Here is a 15,266-nt window from a genome sequence, read left to right as displayed (position 1 = left end):
CGGGCGGCGCAGTTTCAGCGGTGTCGGCGCCTCAGCGGGTGTCGGGCGGGGTGCCGGGGGTGTCCAGGTGCTCACCGGGGGTCGCGAGTTCCTCGACGGCGCCGGCGCCGACGACCGCGCCCGTGGACTTCTTGCCGCGCCGCAGCCGGCCTTCGAGCCAGGAGGCGAAGGTGGTGAGGGCGAAGTTGAGCAGGACGAAGATCACGGCGACGACGGTGAAGCAGGCGATGGTGTTGGCCCCGTAGTTGGCGCTCATCGGGCGGACGGAGGCGAGGAGTTCGGAGAAGCCGAGCATCGCGCCGCCGAGCGCGGTGTCCTTGACGATGACGACGAGCTGGCTGACCAGGGCGGGCAGCATGGCGGTGACCGACTGCGGCAGGAGGACGTACGTCATCGTCTGGCCCTTGCGCATGCCGATGGCCTTCGCGGCGTCGGTCTGGCCGCTGGGGAGGGCGAGGATGCCGGCGCGGACCACCTCGGCGAGCACGGAGGCGTTGTAGAGGACGAGGCCGGTGACGACGGCGTACAGCGGGCGGGTGTCCGGGCTGATGTCGGTGAACTCGGAGTACGCGGCGTTGGCGAACAGCATGAGGATCAGGACGGGGATGGCCCGGAAGAACTCGACGACGGTGCCGGCGGCGCCGCGCACGAAGCGGTGCTCGGAGAGGCGGGAGATACCGAGGAGTGCGCCGAGGGGAAGGGCGATCACCATGGCCAGCGCGGCGGCGATCACGGTGTTCTTCAGGGCGGGCAGGATGTACGTCTCCCATACGCGGGCGTCGGTGAAGAAGGGCTCCCACTTGGCCCATTCGAGCTGGTTCTGGTCGGCGAGGCTCGCCACGACCCACCACACGACGACGGCGAGCGCGACCAGGAACAGCAGGGTCCACAGGAGGTTGCGCCGCCGGGCGCGCGGTCCGGGGACGTCGTAGAGGACGGTGGGTCGGGTCTTCACCGTTTCACCGCCACCTTCTTGGCCACCCAGCCGAGGAACAGCCCGGTGGGCAGGGTCAGACAGATGAACCCGAAGGCGAAGATCGCCGAGATGAGGATGAGTTGGGCCTCGTTCTCGATCATCTCGCGCATCAGCAGGGCCGCTTCGGCCACGCCGATGGCGGCGGCCACGGTGGTGTTCTTGGTGAGGGCGATGAGGACGTTGGCCAGTGGGCCGACGACGGAGCGGAAGGCCTGCGGGAGCACGATGATCCGCAGGACCTGGGGAAAGCTGAGCCCGATGGCCCGGGCGGCCTCGACCTGCCCGAGGGGGACGGTGTTGATGCCGGAGCGCACCGCCTCGCAGACGAAGGCGCTGGTGTAGGCGGTGAGGCCGAGCACGGCGAGCCGGAAGTTGATGACGGTGAAGCGGTCGGCGCCGAGGCTGACGCCGAGGGTCTGGAAGAGGCCGAGGGAGGTGAAGACGATGATGACGGTGAGGGGGATGTTGCGGACGATGTTGACGTAGACGGTGCCGAAGCCCCGCATGAGGGGGACGGGGCTGACGCGCATGGCGGCCAGCAGCGTCCCCCAGATCAGGGAGCCGATCGCGGAGTAGACGGTGAGCTGCACCGTCACCCAGAAGGCTCCGAACAGGTCGTACCCCTGCAGGAAGTCGAACACGACGCCCCACTCACTCGACGACGACGCCGATCTTCGGGGCGGGTTCGTTCTGGTAGCCGGCGGGGCCGAAGTTCTTCTCCACGGCCTTCTCCCAGGAGCCGTCGGCGACCATCTTCTCCAGGGCGGTGTTGATCTTGTCCTTGAGCTCGCTGCCCTTCTGGACGCCGATGCCGTAGTTCTCGTTGCTCATCTTGAAGCCGCCGAGCTTGAACTTGTCCTTGAACTGGCTCTGCGAGGCGTATCCGGCGAGGATCGAGTCGTCGGTGGTGACGGCGTCGATGACACCGTTCTCGAGTCCGGTCAGGCACTCGGAGTAGCCGCCGTACTCCTGGAGCTGGGCGTCGGGGGCGATGTCGTCCTTCACGTTCTGCGCGGAGGTCGAGCCGGTGACCGAGCAGAGCTTCTTGTTGTTGAGGTCGGACGGCTGCTTGATGGAGTCGTCGTCGGCGCGGATCAGCACGTCCTGGTGGGCGAGGAGGTAGGGACCGGCGAAGTCGACCTTCTCCGCCCGCTCGTCGTTGATCGAGTACGAGGCCGCGATGAAGTCCACGTCACCGCGCTGCAGCAGCGTCTCCCGGTCCGCGCTCTTGGCCTCCTTCCACACGATGTCGGACGGGTCGTGGCCGAGTTCCTTGGCGACGTAGGTCGCCACGTCGACGTCGAAGCCGGTGTAGGTGCCGTCGGGTGTCTTGAGGCCGATGCCGGGCTGGTCGTACTTGATGCCGACGGTGATCTCGTCGCCGCCGTGGTCGCGCGGTGCCGCGCCGGGCGCTCCGTTCGCGAATCCTGCGGAGGTGACGGAGAGGACGACGGCCGCGGCGACGGCCACGGCGGCCCTGCCGGTCCTGGTCGGGTTCATGATCATGAGGATCACCCCTGGGGGCTGCTGGTCGGGTGCCGGCGGCGGCTCGATGTGCGGCCGTGGCCCGGTGGCTCAGTGGTGGAGGATCTTGGACAGGAAGTCCTTGGCACGGTCGCTGCGGGGATTGTTGAAGAACTCGTCAGGGGTCGTCTCCTCGACGACCCTGCCGTCGGCCATGAAGACGACGCGGTTGGCCGCGGAACGGGCGAAGCCCATCTCGTGGGTGACGACGACCATCGTCATCCCGTCCCTGGCGAGTTGCTGCATCACCTCCAGGACCTCGTTGATCATCTCGGGGTCGAGCGCGGAGGTCGGCTCGTCGAAGAGCATCACCTTCGGATCCATGGCGAGGGCGCGCGCGATGGCCACCCGCTGCTGCTGGCCGCCGGAGAGCTGCGCCGGGTACTTGTCCGCCTGCGAGGCGACGCCGACCCGGTCGAGGAGCGCGCGGGCGCGCTGCTCGGCGGCCCTGCGGTCCTTCTTGCGGACCTTGATCTGGCCCAGCGTGACGTTGCCGAGCACCGTCTTGTGCGCGAAGAGGTTGAAGGACTGGAAGACCATGCCGACGTCGGCCCGCAGCGCGGCGAGTTCGCGTCCCTCGGCGGGCAGGGGGCGCCCGTCGACGACGATCTCACCCTTGTCGATGGTCTCCAGGCGGTTGATCGCGCGGCAGAGCGTCGACTTTCCACCGCCGGACGGCCCGATGACGACGACGACCTCGCCCCGGTGGACGGTCAGGTCGATGGACTGGAGGACGTGCAGGGTTCCGAAGTGCTTGTCGACCCCGCGCAGTACGACGAGCGCGTCGCCGCCTTCCTGGACGGGCATGGCAGCCTCCTGCCTCACGCCCCCGTAGCCGCTCCCTCCTCACGTTCATGCTCCGCCCTCCACCCGCGCGACGCACGCCGGAGAGGGTGTGCGGAGGGTGAGCGTCCGTACCGTGAGGTGACCAGGTCGCGCACGGCGGGCGGCCGTGGGCGGCCTGCCGGGAGGAGACGCGCACGGGAGCCGGCTGGCGGACACTGGGGGTGGAGCCGAGTGCACGAGGAGGGTCCGCCATGAGCAGTGCCGCACCCAAGGTCAGCACGTTGCCGCCGGAGCACCGCGAGCGCCTGATGGCCTTCGCCGAGGACGTGCACTTCGAATCCGGTCACCGGCTGTTCGAGGAGCAGCAGCACGCCGACCGGTTCTGGATCGTGAAGACGGGCGCGGTGACGCTCGACGCCAAGGTGCCGGGCCGCGGGTCGCCCGTGATCGAGACCCTGCGCCACGGCGAGCTGGTCGGCCTCTCGTGGATGTTCCCGCCCTATCTGTGCCAGTCGGGGGCCGAGGCGATGACGCCGGTACGGGCGTACGAGTTCGACGCCCCGGCCGTGCGCTCGATGTGCCGCTCCGACGCGGAGTTCGGCGCCTCGGTCATGTTCTGGGTGGGCGCCATCCTGGCCCATCGCCTCCATGTGACCCGGGTGAGACTCCTCGACCTGTACGCCCCGCACGGGAGCGGGATCCTGGCCTGACGCCCCGGACCACGGCTCCCGCCGGTACGGTAGGGGATCATCAGCGCCCCTCCCCCGACCCGCCGCCGAGCTGCGAGGCCCGTATGAGCGATCCGACGACCGCACGCGAGGCGATCGCCCTCGTGACCGGCGGCGAATTCACCGAACTTCCCACCGCCGAGGGGCCGTTGAAGGACGACGGACCGATCGGCTGGCCCGGTTACTCCGAGAGCCACGCGCGGGCCTCCGCACGCACCGGCGAGACCGAGTCCGTGGTCTGCGGTACCGGCGCGGTGGGCGGGGTCCCGGTGGTCCTGATCTCGTTCGAGTTCCGGTTCCTCGGAGGGTCCCTCGGGGAGCGGACAGGGGCGCGGGCCGCCGCCGCGCACGCGGTGGCCCGCGCACGCCGACTGCCCGTGGTCGTCCTGCCCGCCACCGGCGGCAGCCGGATGCACGAGGGCATGCGGGCCCTCCTCCAACTCCAGCGGCTGGCCGGCGAGTCGGCCCTCACCCGGGCGGCCGGCCTGCCGCAGCTCGCCGTCCTGCGCGATCCGACGACGGGCGGCGGCTGGGCCACGCTCGGCGCCGGGTCCGACGTGGTCCTCGCCCTGCCCGGCGCCCAGGTCGGCTTCGCCGGCTCCCGGGTCCGCCCGCCGGACGCCGACCCCGCCGCGTACACCGCGGAGGCCCAGCTCGCGCACGGGCACGTCGACGCGGTCGTGCCGCCCGCCGAGCTCCGCGAGACCCTCGGGCGCTGGCTCTCCCTGCTCACCCGGCCCGCCGAGGGCCCCGTGCCGCCGCCGCGCGGGCTCGGCGCCCCCGGGACGCCGCCCGCCGAGAGCGGCAGGGAGGCCGTGGCACGCGCCCGGCACCCCGAGCGGCCCCGGGCCGCCGCGTATCTCGACGCGCTCTTCACCGTCCGCGAGGAGATCTCCGGTGACCGCTGCGGCGGCGTCGACCCGGGAATGCGGTGCGGCTTCGGGCGGCTTCCCGACGGCCGTACCGTCGCCTACGCCGCACAGTGCGGGACCGCGACCCTCCCGGCCGGCTTCCGTACGGCCGCCCGGCTCGTACGGCTCGCCGACCGCCTCGCCATCCCCGTCCTGACCCTGATCGACACGCCGGGGGCGGCCAACGACCCGGCGGCGGAGCGCGCCGGCGCGGGCCCCTCGATCGCCGACCTGTTCGGCGCCGTCGCCTCCGCGCGGGTCCCCGTCACGTCCCTCCTCGTCGGAGAGGGCGGCTCGGGCGGCGCGCTCGCCCTCGCCGCGCCCGGCAACCTCTGGGCCACGTGCGACAGTTACTTCTCGGTGATCGCCCCGGAGGCCGCCGCGTCCATCCTCAAGCGCCCGCCGGAGGAGTCGGGCACGACGGCCGACCAGCTGCGCCTGCGCCCACAGGACCTCCTGGACCTCGGGGTCGTGCGGGGCGTGGTCTGAGCCGTCGGCCTACGCCCTTCGACAGCCGGTGACGGCTCACGGCTCACGGCTCAGTAGTAGCGGCGCATGATCTCGTCCGCCCAGGCGGGCTGGGTGGTCGGGCCCTGGGGGCCGAACTCGGCCATGTACGGCTTGATGTCGAGTACCGGCGTGTCGTCGACCGCGTCCAGACCCCGCACATGGACGTCGAGCCCGTCCGTGCGCAGCAGGCGGCAGCGGGAGACGCCGATGCGGTTGGGGCGGTTCTTGCCGCGCTGGGCGAAGATGCCGACCAGCGGCCACTCCTCGTTGCCCCGCGGGTGACGGGCGCCGGTCTGGACCGCGTCGGGCCGTACCCGGTCGAAGTGGTAGACCACCTCGAGGTGCGAGAAGGCGTCGAGGCCGGCAAGGGCCTCGGGGCCGAAGGACGCGGCGTCCAGCCGGATGACCGACTCGACGTCGCCCCACTCGTCGTCCCGTACCTCGTCGCGCCCGCCGATCACATGACCCACCGGATGCGAGACGACCGTCGGCGGGGTGTGCTCCTGTGCCATGTGTTCCTCGTCCTCTCCAGAGGGACATCCGCCCTCTGATCGCCCGTTCCCCCGAAGGGGCTCCGGCCGGGAACGCTACAGGCCCCCGAACTTCCGTCAGAGCGGGCCCTGATACCCCGGATCGGGATGCTGCCGCGGATGCCACACGGCCTCGATGCCCCAGTAGGCCGCAGCGGCGACGGCGACGCAGACGAGCAGTGCCGCCCAGGTGGGCAGCCGCCGCGACGCCGCCGCCCAGGTCATGGGCGGAACGAGCAGACCGGCGAGGAGGATCAGCGGTACGTCGACGAGGATGACGCTCCAGTCCCTGGCGTGCGCCTCGAATCCGCCGTCGATGCTGAACGCCGCCCGGGGCAGCGCGTAGGCCCCCGCGACGGCGACTCCGAGGACGGCGAGCCCACAGCCGACGGCGCTCTCCAGCAGACCTCCGCCGCTGCCACTGTCGGTGGCGGCGCCGACGTCGTCGTCCGGGTCGTGGGAAGGGGTGGCGTTCTCGCTCATGCCCGGAAGTGACGCGCGCCGCCGACGCCCGGTTCCCCGCGTCACCGCCCCGGCTTCGGCGCACGGCGGCGCAGGTCCGCCGCCGCTCGCGCCGTGTCGCGGGCGACCTTGGCGTGGCCGTGTTTCCGCAGGTACCAGGCGAGCCAGTCCAGGGACTCGACGAGCGCGGCGACGTCGTTGCGCGGGTGCAGGCGTCCGAGCTCCCGGAGGTGGCGGACCGCCTCGGCCGTGGGGCGGGCCACCTCGTCGTGGCGTTCGACACGGGCGAGCCGCAGGGCGAGGTTGGACAGCGCGTGGACGAGGCCGGGAAGGTGCGGACCCGGGTCGTCGCGGTACAGGCTCCGGTGGATCTCCAGCGACTGCTGGGTGGCGGCGAGCGCCTCGGCGTGGCGGTCGCTGTCGCAGAGCCGGATGCTGAGGTTGTTCAGGACCCGGGCGAGTTCCCCCCGGTACGCGGCCGGGTCGGCTGCGGCGAGTTGCCGGTGGAGCGCCACCGCCTCGGAGGCCGGTGCGACGGCGTCGCGGTGGCGTCCGAGTATGGCGAGCCGGCTGCCCAGGCTGTCGGCGGCGTCGGCGAGCAGCGGGCGTACGGTCTCGGGCATGGTGCCGAGCAGCCGCCGGTAGAGGTGCACGGCCTCGTCGGCGGCTTCGAGCGCCTCCGCGCGCCGGCCCGCCCATGCCCGTACGAGACCGAGGTTGTGGAGCGTACGGGCCAGGGCGACGAGAGCGGGCGCCGTTCGGCCGGCGGCGGCTTCGCGGCTCAGGGTGAGGGCCTCGTCCAGGGGGGCGAGGGCGAAATCCGGACGCCCGGCGTCCGCGAGGGCGAGCGCCTGGGTGTTCAGCCGGTCGATCCGGCCGGAGAACCGGTGGAGCCGGTCGCGGTCATGATGGGTCCCGCCTTCGTGGCTCACGTCGTCGCGTCGGATCCGGCCGTCCTCGGTGGGCCGGTAGCCGTGATCGGCGAGGAGGGCGTCGAGGCGGGCGACGGCCGCCGGCTCGCGCGCGCCCGCCTCGGCGCGGAGCTCCGCCGCCTCGGCGAAGTACGGGTCCGCCTCGGCGGTGCGTCCGAGGCCGGTGAGGGCACGGGCCGCCGCGAAGGCGACGGCGGCGTGCTCCAGCAGGTTGCCGACGGACCGGTCCCCGGGCCCCTCGGGCGTACCTGACTTCCGGACCCCGCCCGCCCCGTTCGCCGCGCTCCCCGGCGTACGGCGGCCCCCGGCCGCCATGTCGCGGTACGTGGTGACCGCCGCCCGCAGTACGTCGAGGGCCTCGTCCTGGCGGCCCATCTCGCCCAGTTTGACGCCGAGGTCACCGAGGGCGGAGGCGAGTTCTCCGCGGCCCGTCCCCTCGACCGGGTCGACGAGGGAGCGGCGGATCTCGACGGCCTCGGTGACGCGGTCGAGGGCCTCGTGATGGCGGCCCGTCTCGGCGAGCTGGTTCCCGAGGTTGATCAGCGCGCCGGCGAGTTCGCCGCGGCTGCCCTCCACGCCCTGCTCCGCGAGGCCGCGCCAGAGGCCGACCGCCTCCCGCGCCGCCGCGCGCGCCTCCTCCCGCCGCCCCAGCAGGCCAAGGCCGAGGGCCTGTCGCTGCAACGCGACGGCCAGACCTGCGAGATGGGGGCCCGGTTCGGTCTCCGCCAGCCGCCTGTACAGCCCGGCCGCCTCGCCGAAGACACGGACCGACTCCTCGTTCCGGTCCGTGTCGGCGGCGAGCAGCGACCCGAACCGCAGCAGGGCGTAGCCGAGTTCGGGAAGGTGGCGGGCGGGGTCGGCGGCGGCCGCGCGCCGGAGGCGTGCGACGTCCCGCTCGGCCCCGCCCAGTTGCGTGCCGTCCTCCGGCGTCCCCCTCGACGACATGGCGCTCCCCCCGTTCGTACGGACCGGAGGACAAGAATTCCGTGTACCGATGAATTCCTGATGAAAGCGACGGCGACGGGGCCACCGGCCTCGGGCACTGGCCTGCTACGGGACCCAGTGGTTGCCCGAGGCCGTGATCATGACCTGGAGCTGGATGCTCGCGGAGAAGTAGCTGCTGGTGTCGACGGGGGTGGCCAGCATCTTGTTCCAGAGCGCGTCGAGCCAGGCCTGGCTGCCCGGGTCGGTCATCGCGGCCACCGCGAACGGGGCGAAGAAGGCCGCCTCGCTGCCCGAGGCGATCTGGGTGCCGTTGAGCTTGTAGCCGATGGCGATCTTGTTCGGGTCACCGCCGGTCTTCGTCTTGATCCAGCTGTTGAGCTTCCGCGCCGCCGCGAGCGAGGTGGCGTCGCCGCTGGTCACCGCGTCGTCGGCGATCCGCCACGGGGTGCGGCAGGCGTTCCACCAGTAGGCGCCGTCGTTGGGGTCCTCCAGAACCTGGCCCGGAGCGGGCTTGGGGGTGGTGTTGGTGTCGACGACGAAGTCGGGGAGGAGTCCGGTGCCCGGGGCGTAGGTCGACTGGAGCCGGGAGATCTGGGTCTGGTGCGCGGTGCGCACCGCGTCCCAGGTCGTGTCCCCCGAAGCCCTGCGGAAGGCGCGGAAGTGGTCGACCATCCAGTCCGAGGTGCGGGAGATGTAGTAGTACTGGTCGCCGGAGCTGCTCCAGTCGCCCAGCTTCAGGAGCTTGGTCGTGGGGTTGAGCTCGTCCTTCTTGATGGCGGCGATGTGCTTGAGCGCGAGGTCCTTGTAGTTGTAGGTGCCGGTGCTGCCCCACTGCTTGTCGGCGAGGAGCAGGCCGTAGGCCACGTCCATGTCGCCGTCGGTGGCTCCGTCGCCGCCGTTGACGCTCCGGCAGGCGGTGTCCTGTTCGGCGGCGAGCAGGTCGGGGTTGATGGAGGACGGGTGGTCGATCTTCCACTTGACCAGGCCGTCGAAGATCCGCTTCGCGTCGGGGTCGGCGCCCGCCATGGTCGCGGTGACGACCATGCCGTAGCCCTGCGCCTCGGCGACGTAGGGGTGGTCGGCGTCGGGCGAGATGATCTGGTACCAGCCGTTGCCGCAGTTCTGCCGGACGAAGGCGGTCTTCCACTTGTTGTAGTAGTCGACGACCTTCTGGTCGATGGCGGCCTGGGAGCCGGTGGGCTTCAGGATGCCGGCGGCGTAGGGCTTGAGGTGGCTGCCGAAGGGGACGGCCGTTCCGCCGCCTCCGCCGCCTCCGGTGGGGGCGCCGTACACCTGGAACTCCCAGAGGGAGTAGCCGTACGGCGTGCCGCGGCCGGTGCCGTACATCCGCACGTAGCGGCCGCTGCCGGAGACCGTCAGGTCGTCGGTCGCCCCGTCGCCCGCGGTGGTGGAGTAGACGTCGGTCCAGGTGGAACCGTCGGCCGAGGTCTGGATCCGGTACGTCTTGCCGTACGCGGTCTCCCAGTCGAGTTTGACGCGGGAGATCGTGTGGTTGGCCCCGAGGTCGATCCGTATCCACTGGGGATCGACCCCTTCGAGGCTGGCCCAGCGGCTGGCCGTGTTTCCGTCCACGGCGAGGCCGGGCCCGAAGGCCGAGGTCTCGACGGACGAGGCGGTCGCCGCCTTCCCGGTGGAGACCAGGCCGTCGGCCGCCTGTGCCTGTGGCATCACCGTCAGGGGCAACGCCAGCAGACCCGCGAGCCCGAGAAGCGAGGCGCTTCGTCGACGCATGACAACTCCCTTTCCCTCCATGGCCAATCGTTAGGAAATATTCCTAACCATTGGCCGGGAGAGTAGAGAGACCGGCAGTCCCGCGCAAGACCCCGTACGAGATCCGGGCCACGGCCAGGCAGTGCCGGCGCCGTGCGTGACGATCCGTCATGCCTCCCGCAGAGCCGTGCGGACCGACCAGATCACCGAGACCATCGGCACCGCCACCACCGCGCCCACGATGCCTGCGGCGATCGAGCCGGCGATGACCGAGATCGCCACGACGAGCGGGTGCAGCCGTACGGCCCAGCTCATGACGAGCGGGTGCAGGAGGTGCCCCTCGATCTGGCCGATCACCACGATCAGGGCGATCACGAGCGCCGCCACCAGCGGTCCCTGCGACGCCAGCGCCACCACGGCGGCGACCGCGAGGGCGATCGGCGAACCGATCAGCGGGACGAAGGCGGCCAGGAACTCCAGCAGGGCCAGCGGCACCGCGAGCGGGACACCGAGGAGCCACAGCGCGACCCCGACGAGCACCGCGTTGACCGCCGCCACCATCACGATCCCGTGCGTGTAGCCGGTGAACGTACGCCAGGCGGCGCGCCCGCCGACGCCCACCCGTTCACGGACGGCGCGGGGCAGCTGTTCCTGGAACCACGCCCACTGCCGGTCCCCCGAGTGGATGAAGAGCGGCCGAGGCGATGACCGGGGGGGGCCGGTCCACGGGGGCTCGGCTGCCCCGGTCGACGAGGACGAACTCCTCTTCGACTCCCATGGTCAGGAGCTGCATGGCCGTCTCCTCTCGCCCGGCCCCGGTGGCCTGCGACTACCCGGCCGCGAGGGTTCCACCCCTTCGCGACCCGGCCGCGAGGGCTTCCACCCCTTGGCGGCCGCCGGGGCCGTTCCTCTTCGCGGCCACGGGGCCGTACCGCCGGGGCATGTTCCGGGGTCGCCTGGGCATTCGCACGGCGACGAAGCGCGGTGGCAGGCAGTGCGGCGGCAGGCATACGGCGGAGCCGAGGCGAGGGAGCGTGGCCATGACCCGGTCCATCCGGTCGCCCGAGGTGGTCCCGTTCCTGGAGGGACTCATCGTGATGCGAACCGTCCGGCGCCAGGCGCAGCCGCGCCACGCGAAGCCCTTCGAGGGCCGCACCGTGGTCGTCACGGGTGCGAGCGCCGGGCTGGGGCGGGCCACCGCCCGTGCCTTCGGAGCGAACGGTGCCCAGGTGGCACTGCTCGCCCGGGGCCGGGTCGGCCTTGAGGCCGCGCGCCACCCGCGACGCAGGGAGTACCGGGTCGGGGCCGCCACCGCGGCGGCCGTCCTGGCGCACCGGGCCGCCCCCGGACTCCTCGACCGGTACCTCGCCCGTACGGGCCACGACGCCCAGCAGACCGACGTGGCCTCGGCCGCCGCACCGCACAACCTCTGGTCTCCCCTCGACGGTGCCGGCGGCCGGGACCACCGCGCCCACGGAACGTTCGACGACGAGGCCGCCGCGCACTCGCCGTACACCGCGCTCGCCCGCCACCCGGCCGCCGTCGGAGCGGCCGTGGGGACGTCGGCGTTCGTGGCACGCGTCCTCCTGGGCCGGCCCGGCGCGGCGCGCCGGCCCCGTGCCGAAGGACGGTGACCCGTCGTGAAGGACTTCGAGCTGCTCGACATCTCGCTGTACACGGAGGAGCCGGACCGACGCGTCGTGCCCTTGCGAGACCCGGACACCCCGGACACACCTGGCACGCGGGATACGCCGGGTGCGCCTGATATCCCGGCCACGCCCGAACTCCCGGAGGGAGCGGTCCTGAGCATCGGTCTCACCTTCCGTCTCGGCCGGGAGATCGCCGGGGTGGCCTTCGAGGACAGCCGCGTCCGCGAGGGCACGGTGCTCGCGACCACACGTACGGTCCTCGGCGGCTTCCGGACCGGCGGCCCGTACGAGGTCCGGCTCCCCCCGGAACGCCTCCCGGTGGGACGGGCGTACCGCGGGGTCTACGAACTCACCGGCCGTTTCACCGACGGTGACGGACGGGAGCTGCAGGTGGTGCACCGCCGCCTCAGCGTCGTCCATCAGCCGGCCGCGCACAAACAATGGGCCGCATCGCCGATGGCGCCGGGACCCGCGCAGCCCCTCTCCGGAACGGCAGGAGAGCCCCTGGCGTCCTGACGAGCGCCGCGCCGTATTTCCTCCTCTCATGGCGATGGGTCAATTCCCGCTGCCGCGCGCAGGGTCGGCGCATATCGAAAGAGTGCCCGCTCACGGCGGGTCGAAGAGCGACCGTAGGGGTGGAGAGGAAGGAAGGGCAACCGTCTCCGCCGAATTCCCTCGGTTCAGTTGGGGTTTACCTTCTCGGGGCCATTCATACGGCCCCGAAAGGGGATGTCCGTGGACCGGAGTATTGACAGGGGTGGAACGGCGAGTGCCTCATAGTGGAGACCTCCGGCCCTCGTCATACGGCTCGCGAGGTCTTCCCGCCGTACAACGGCAAAGCTTTCCGCCCCGCCTGGGGCGACATGCGCGGACGACGACCCCACCCCTCGGCTCCCGGGTCCACGCAGCCCCGATGACAACGTTGCCATAGAAGTCCTTCATCCCCACGATCCCCGCCATGAACCACCGGCCAGCGGCCGGCACCCCATGGAAACGCCCCCTTTGAGGAGAGGCATGAACAAGCCACGAAGCACCTGGCTGACCGCCGCCGGAGCAGCACTGGCCGGCCTGGCCGGCCTGCTGCTGCCCGTCCTCGGCCCCGCCGGTGAGGCCGAAGCCGCGGCCACGGGCATCCACGTCGCCCAGGGCCGTGTGTACGAGGCCAATGGGAACGAGTTCGTGATGCGTGGAGTCAACCACGCGCACACCTGGTACCCGGAACAGACCGGCGCGATCGCCGACATCGCCGCCACGGGCGCCAACACGGTGCGCGTGGTCCTCTCCAGCGGCGACCGCTGGACGAGGACGAGCGCGTCCGAGGTGTCCTCGCTGATCGCCCAGTGCAAGGCGAGCAAGGTCATCTGCGTCCTGGAGGTGCACGACACCACCGGCTACGGCGAGGACGGCGCCGCCGCATCGCTCGACAAGGCCGTCGACTACTGGATCGGCGTGAAGAGCGCGCTGCAGGGCCAGGAGGACCACGTCGTCGTCAACATCGGCAACGAGCCCTTCGGGAACAGCAATTACGCCGCCTGGACGGATGCCACCAAGAACGCCATCGGCAGGCTCCGTGGCGCGGGCTTCGGCCACGCGCTGATGGTGGACGCTCCCAACTGGGGCCAGGACTGGTCCCACACCATGCGGGACAACGCCGCTTCCGTCTTCGCCGCCGACCCCGACCGCAACACCGTCTTCTCCATCCACATGTACGGCGTGTACGACACCGCCGCCGAGGTGCAGAGCTACCTCGGCCACTTCGTGAACAGCGGCCTCCCCATCGTCGTCGGCGAGTTCGGCGACCGGCACAGCGACGGCAACCCCGACGAGAACGCCATCATGGCGACCGCGCAGTCCCTCAAGGTCGGCTACCTGGGCTGGTCCTGGAGCGGCAACGGAAGCGGTGTCGAGTACCTCGACATGGTCGACGGCTTCGACGCCGACGCCCTGACCACGTGGGGCAACCGCCTCGTCCACGGCGCGAACGGCATCGCGGCCACCTCGAAGCCCGCCACGGTCTACGGCGGCACCGGCGGCGGTACGGGCGGCACGGCGCCCAATGGCTACCCGTACTGCGTCGCCGGCGGCGCCTCGGACCCGGACGGCGACGGCTGGGGCTGGGAGAACAACCGCTCCTGCGTCGTCCGCGGCAGCGCGGCGGACACCGGAACCGGCGGCGGCACGGCGCCCAACGGGTACCCGTACTGCGCAGGCGGCGGCGCCTCCGACCCCGACGGCGACGGCTGGGGCTGGGAGAACAACCGCTCCTGCGTCGTCCGAGGCAGCGCGGCGGACCGCTGACCACTGTCGACCGATGACCGCTGATCACTGATCACTGATCACTGATCACTGATCACTGCTGACACATCCCCCTGCGGGGACGAGGCGCCCTTCCGTCCACACCGGCGGAAGGGCGCCCCTCGTGCGGTGGGCCCGGGGCACCGCCGGAACCGTCCCCTCTTCGGCGTGTCCGTCAGCGGTAGGGTCGACACACCGGCATCGGACCAGAGCGGAAGACAGAGGTGGCGCGTGAAGCGGCCGACCATGGCGGACATCGCACGCCGCGCCGGCGTGTCCAAGGTGGCGGTCTCGTACGCGCTCAACGACCAGCCGGGGGTCTCCGAGACGACGCGCGCGTCGATCAAGAGCATCGCGGACGAGCTGGGGTGGCGCCCCAACAGCGCGGCCCGCGCTCTCAACGGAGGGCGCGCACAGGCGGTGGGCCTCATCGTGCGCCGCCCCGCGCGGACGCTCGGCGTGGAACCGTTCTTCATGGAGTTCATCAGCGGGGTGGAGAGCGTCCTCTCCGAGCGTTCCTACGCGCTGATGCTGCAGATGGCCACCAGCCTGGACAGCGAGATCGAGGTCTGCCGGCGCTGGTGGGGCGAGCGGAGGGTGGACGGGGTCTTCCTGATCGACCTCCAGGCCGACGACGTCCGCCCGTCGGAGATCCAGTCGCTCGGTCTGCCCGCCGTCGCCGTGGGACCGCCCGAGGTGTCGGGGCCGCTGCCCGCGATCTGGTCCGACGACGGTGAGAGTGTCCACGAGATCGTGCGCTACCTCGCCGTGCTCGGCCACCGGCGCATCGCACGCGTGGCGGGCCCCCCGGAACTGGCGCACACCCGGATCCGCGACGCGGCGCTGGGCCTGGCCTGCCGGGAGGCGGGCATCGCGCCCGCGACGGTCGTGCACACCGACTACACGGGGGACGCCGGCGCCCGCGCGACCCGCGCGCTGCTGATCGCGCCGGACCGGCCGACGGCCATCGTGTTCGACAACGACATCATGGCCGTGGCCGCGCTGTCCGTGGCCCAGGAACTGAACCTCACCATCCCCGCGGACCTGTCGATCGTGGCCTGGGACGAGTCTCCGCTCACCCAGGTCGTCCGGCCCATGCTGTCGGCCGTCACCCGGGACATCGCCGCCTACGGGGCCAGTTCCGCCGAAGCCCTCCTCGCCCTCATCGAGGGCGAGGAGGTCACGGACATCCGCGAGGGGTACGCGCGCTTCGTGCCGCGGGGCAGCACGTGTCCGCCGCCGGACCGGCGACCCGTCTGAGTCCCCGGCCGGCGGCGGACGACGGCC

14 protein-coding genes and 1 pseudogene are annotated in these 15,266 nt (G+C 71.9%); 6 read left to right on the top strand and 9 right to left on the bottom strand.

The genetic code is table 11. From position 1 onward, the window contains the following. Positions 1-31: 31 nt before the first annotated feature. From ACIA8N_RS14850 to ACIA8N_RS14835, 4 genes are all read right to left on the bottom strand, one after another. Positions 32-955 (bottom strand): amino acid ABC transporter permease, encoded by a 924-nt coding sequence (locus ACIA8N_RS14850; RefSeq protein WP_365782804.1) that lies wholly within the window; start codon positions 953-955, stop codon positions 32-34. Further along, positions 952-1,617: an amino acid ABC transporter permease gene (locus tag ACIA8N_RS14845; RefSeq protein ID WP_359215091.1), complete on the bottom strand. Its 666-nt coding sequence runs from the start codon at positions 1,615-1,617 to the stop codon at positions 952-954. The genes ACIA8N_RS14850 and ACIA8N_RS14845 overlap by 4 nt, the downstream gene beginning before the upstream one ends. A 10-nt stretch (positions 1,618-1,627) precedes the next feature. After that, positions 1,628-2,476, bottom strand: coding sequence for a glutamate ABC transporter substrate-binding protein (locus ACIA8N_RS14840; RefSeq protein WP_365782802.1), 849 nt, complete (start codon positions 2,474-2,476; stop codon positions 1,628-1,630). Between the two features lie 75 nt (positions 2,477-2,551). Continuing rightward, complete coding sequence (locus ACIA8N_RS14835) at positions 2,552-3,307, bottom strand: amino acid ABC transporter ATP-binding protein (RefSeq protein WP_365782800.1); 756 nt, start codon at positions 3,305-3,307, stop codon at positions 2,552-2,554. 230 nt (positions 3,308-3,537) lie between these two features. Here ACIA8N_RS14835 and ACIA8N_RS14830 point away from each other — a divergent pair, with 230 nt between their 5' ends. Next, positions 3,538-3,996, top strand: coding sequence for a cyclic nucleotide-binding domain-containing protein (locus tag ACIA8N_RS14830; RefSeq protein WP_365782798.1), 459 nt, complete (start codon positions 3,538-3,540; stop codon positions 3,994-3,996). 83 nt (positions 3,997-4,079) lie between these two features. Continuing rightward, positions 4,080-5,414, top strand: a complete 1,335-nt coding sequence (locus ACIA8N_RS14825) for a carboxyl transferase domain-containing protein (protein ID WP_365782796.1) — start codon at positions 4,080-4,082, stop codon at positions 5,412-5,414. A 50-nt stretch (positions 5,415-5,464) separates the two neighbouring features. On the opposite strand, the gene ACIA8N_RS14820 is transcribed toward ACIA8N_RS14825, so the two are convergent. The 5 genes and pseudogenes from ACIA8N_RS14820 to ACIA8N_RS14800 form a co-directional block, all read right to left on the bottom strand. Beyond that, a complete protein-coding gene (locus tag ACIA8N_RS14820) occupies positions 5,465-5,947 on the bottom strand; it encodes an SAM-dependent methyltransferase (protein WP_365782794.1) in 483 nt (160 codons plus the stop codon). Between the two features lie 96 nt (positions 5,948-6,043). Further along, the gene (locus tag ACIA8N_RS14815) at positions 6,044-6,448 is read right to left on the bottom strand and encodes a hypothetical protein (RefSeq protein ID WP_365782793.1); all 405 of its coding nucleotides are present in this window, start codon (positions 6,446-6,448) and stop codon (positions 6,044-6,046) included. Positions 6,449-6,489: 41 nt separating this feature from the next. Further along, positions 6,490-8,304: a tetratricopeptide repeat protein gene (locus tag ACIA8N_RS14810; protein ID WP_365782791.1), complete on the bottom strand. Its 1,815-nt coding sequence runs from the start codon at positions 8,302-8,304 to the stop codon at positions 6,490-6,492. A 105-nt stretch (positions 8,305-8,409) separates the two neighbouring features. Further along, a complete protein-coding gene (locus ACIA8N_RS14805; protein WP_365782789.1) occupies positions 8,410-10,056 on the bottom strand; it encodes a glycosyl hydrolase family 8 in 1,647 nt (548 codons plus the stop codon). Between the two features lie 147 nt (positions 10,057-10,203). Next, positions 10,204-10,725 (bottom strand): annotated as a pseudogene (locus tag ACIA8N_RS14800) (AI-2E family transporter); the annotation flags it as partial. A gap of 350 nt (positions 10,726-11,075) precedes the next feature. Here ACIA8N_RS14800 and ACIA8N_RS14795 point away from each other — a divergent pair. The 4 genes from ACIA8N_RS14795 (at position 11,076) to ACIA8N_RS14780 (ending at position 15,239) form a co-directional block, all read left to right on the top strand. After that, a complete protein-coding gene (locus ACIA8N_RS14795) occupies positions 11,076-11,669 on the top strand; it encodes an SDR family NAD(P)-dependent oxidoreductase (RefSeq protein ID WP_365782787.1) in 594 nt (197 codons plus the stop codon). A gap of 6 nt (positions 11,670-11,675) precedes the next feature. Continuing rightward, on the top strand, positions 11,676-12,200 hold the full coding sequence (locus ACIA8N_RS14790) for a hypothetical protein (RefSeq protein ID WP_365782785.1): 525 nt from the start codon (positions 11,676-11,678) through the stop codon (positions 12,198-12,200). Positions 12,201-12,698: 498 nt separating this feature from the next. Continuing rightward, the gene (locus ACIA8N_RS14785; RefSeq protein WP_365782783.1) at positions 12,699-13,982 is read left to right on the top strand and encodes a cellulase family glycosylhydrolase; all 1,284 of its coding nucleotides are present in this window, start codon (positions 12,699-12,701) and stop codon (positions 13,980-13,982) included. A gap of 228 nt (positions 13,983-14,210) precedes the next feature. Further along, entirely contained in the window at positions 14,211-15,239 is a 1,029-nt protein-coding gene (locus tag ACIA8N_RS14780; protein WP_365782781.1) for a LacI family DNA-binding transcriptional regulator, read from the top strand. Positions 15,240-15,266 lie beyond the last annotated feature (27 nt).

The sequence above is a fragment of the Streptomyces sp. NPDC051822 genome (assembly GCF_044452745.1).
In the GTDB taxonomy this organism is placed as follows: Bacteria; Actinomycetota; Actinomycetes; order Streptomycetales; family Streptomycetaceae; genus Streptomyces.
This window is presented reverse-complemented; position numbering and strand designations above follow the sequence as displayed.

Excerpts from the sequence above, each read along its gene's own strand:
- ACIA8N_RS14840 (WP_365782802.1), bottom strand. The coding sequence starts at position 2,476 with ATGAACCCGACCAGGACCGGCAGGGCCGCCGTGGCCGTCGCCGCGGCC.
- ACIA8N_RS14835 (WP_365782800.1), bottom strand. The coding sequence starts at position 3,307 with ATGCCCGTCCAGGAAGGCGGCGACGCGCTCGTCGTACTGCGCGGGGTC.
- ACIA8N_RS14830 (WP_365782798.1), top strand. The coding sequence starts at position 3,538 with ATGAGCAGTGCCGCACCCAAGGTCAGCACGTTGCCGCCGGAGCACCGC.
- ACIA8N_RS14825 (WP_365782796.1), top strand. The coding sequence starts at position 4,080 with ATGAGCGATCCGACGACCGCACGCGAGGCGATCGCCCTCGTGACCGGC.
- ACIA8N_RS14820 (WP_365782794.1), bottom strand. The coding sequence starts at position 5,947 with ATGGCACAGGAGCACACCCCGCCGACGGTCGTCTCGCATCCGGTGGGT.
- ACIA8N_RS14815 (WP_365782793.1), bottom strand. The coding sequence starts at position 6,448 with ATGAGCGAGAACGCCACCCCTTCCCACGACCCGGACGACGACGTCGGC.
- ACIA8N_RS14810 (WP_365782791.1), bottom strand. The coding sequence starts at position 8,304 with ATGTCGTCGAGGGGGACGCCGGAGGACGGCACGCAACTGGGCGGGGCC.
- ACIA8N_RS14805 (WP_365782789.1), bottom strand. The coding sequence starts at position 10,056 with ATGCGTCGACGAAGCGCCTCGCTTCTCGGGCTCGCGGGTCTGCTGGCG.
- ACIA8N_RS14795 (WP_365782787.1), top strand. The coding sequence starts at position 11,076 with ATGACCCGGTCCATCCGGTCGCCCGAGGTGGTCCCGTTCCTGGAGGGA.
- ACIA8N_RS14785 (WP_365782783.1), top strand. The coding sequence starts at position 12,699 with ATGAACAAGCCACGAAGCACCTGGCTGACCGCCGCCGGAGCAGCACTG.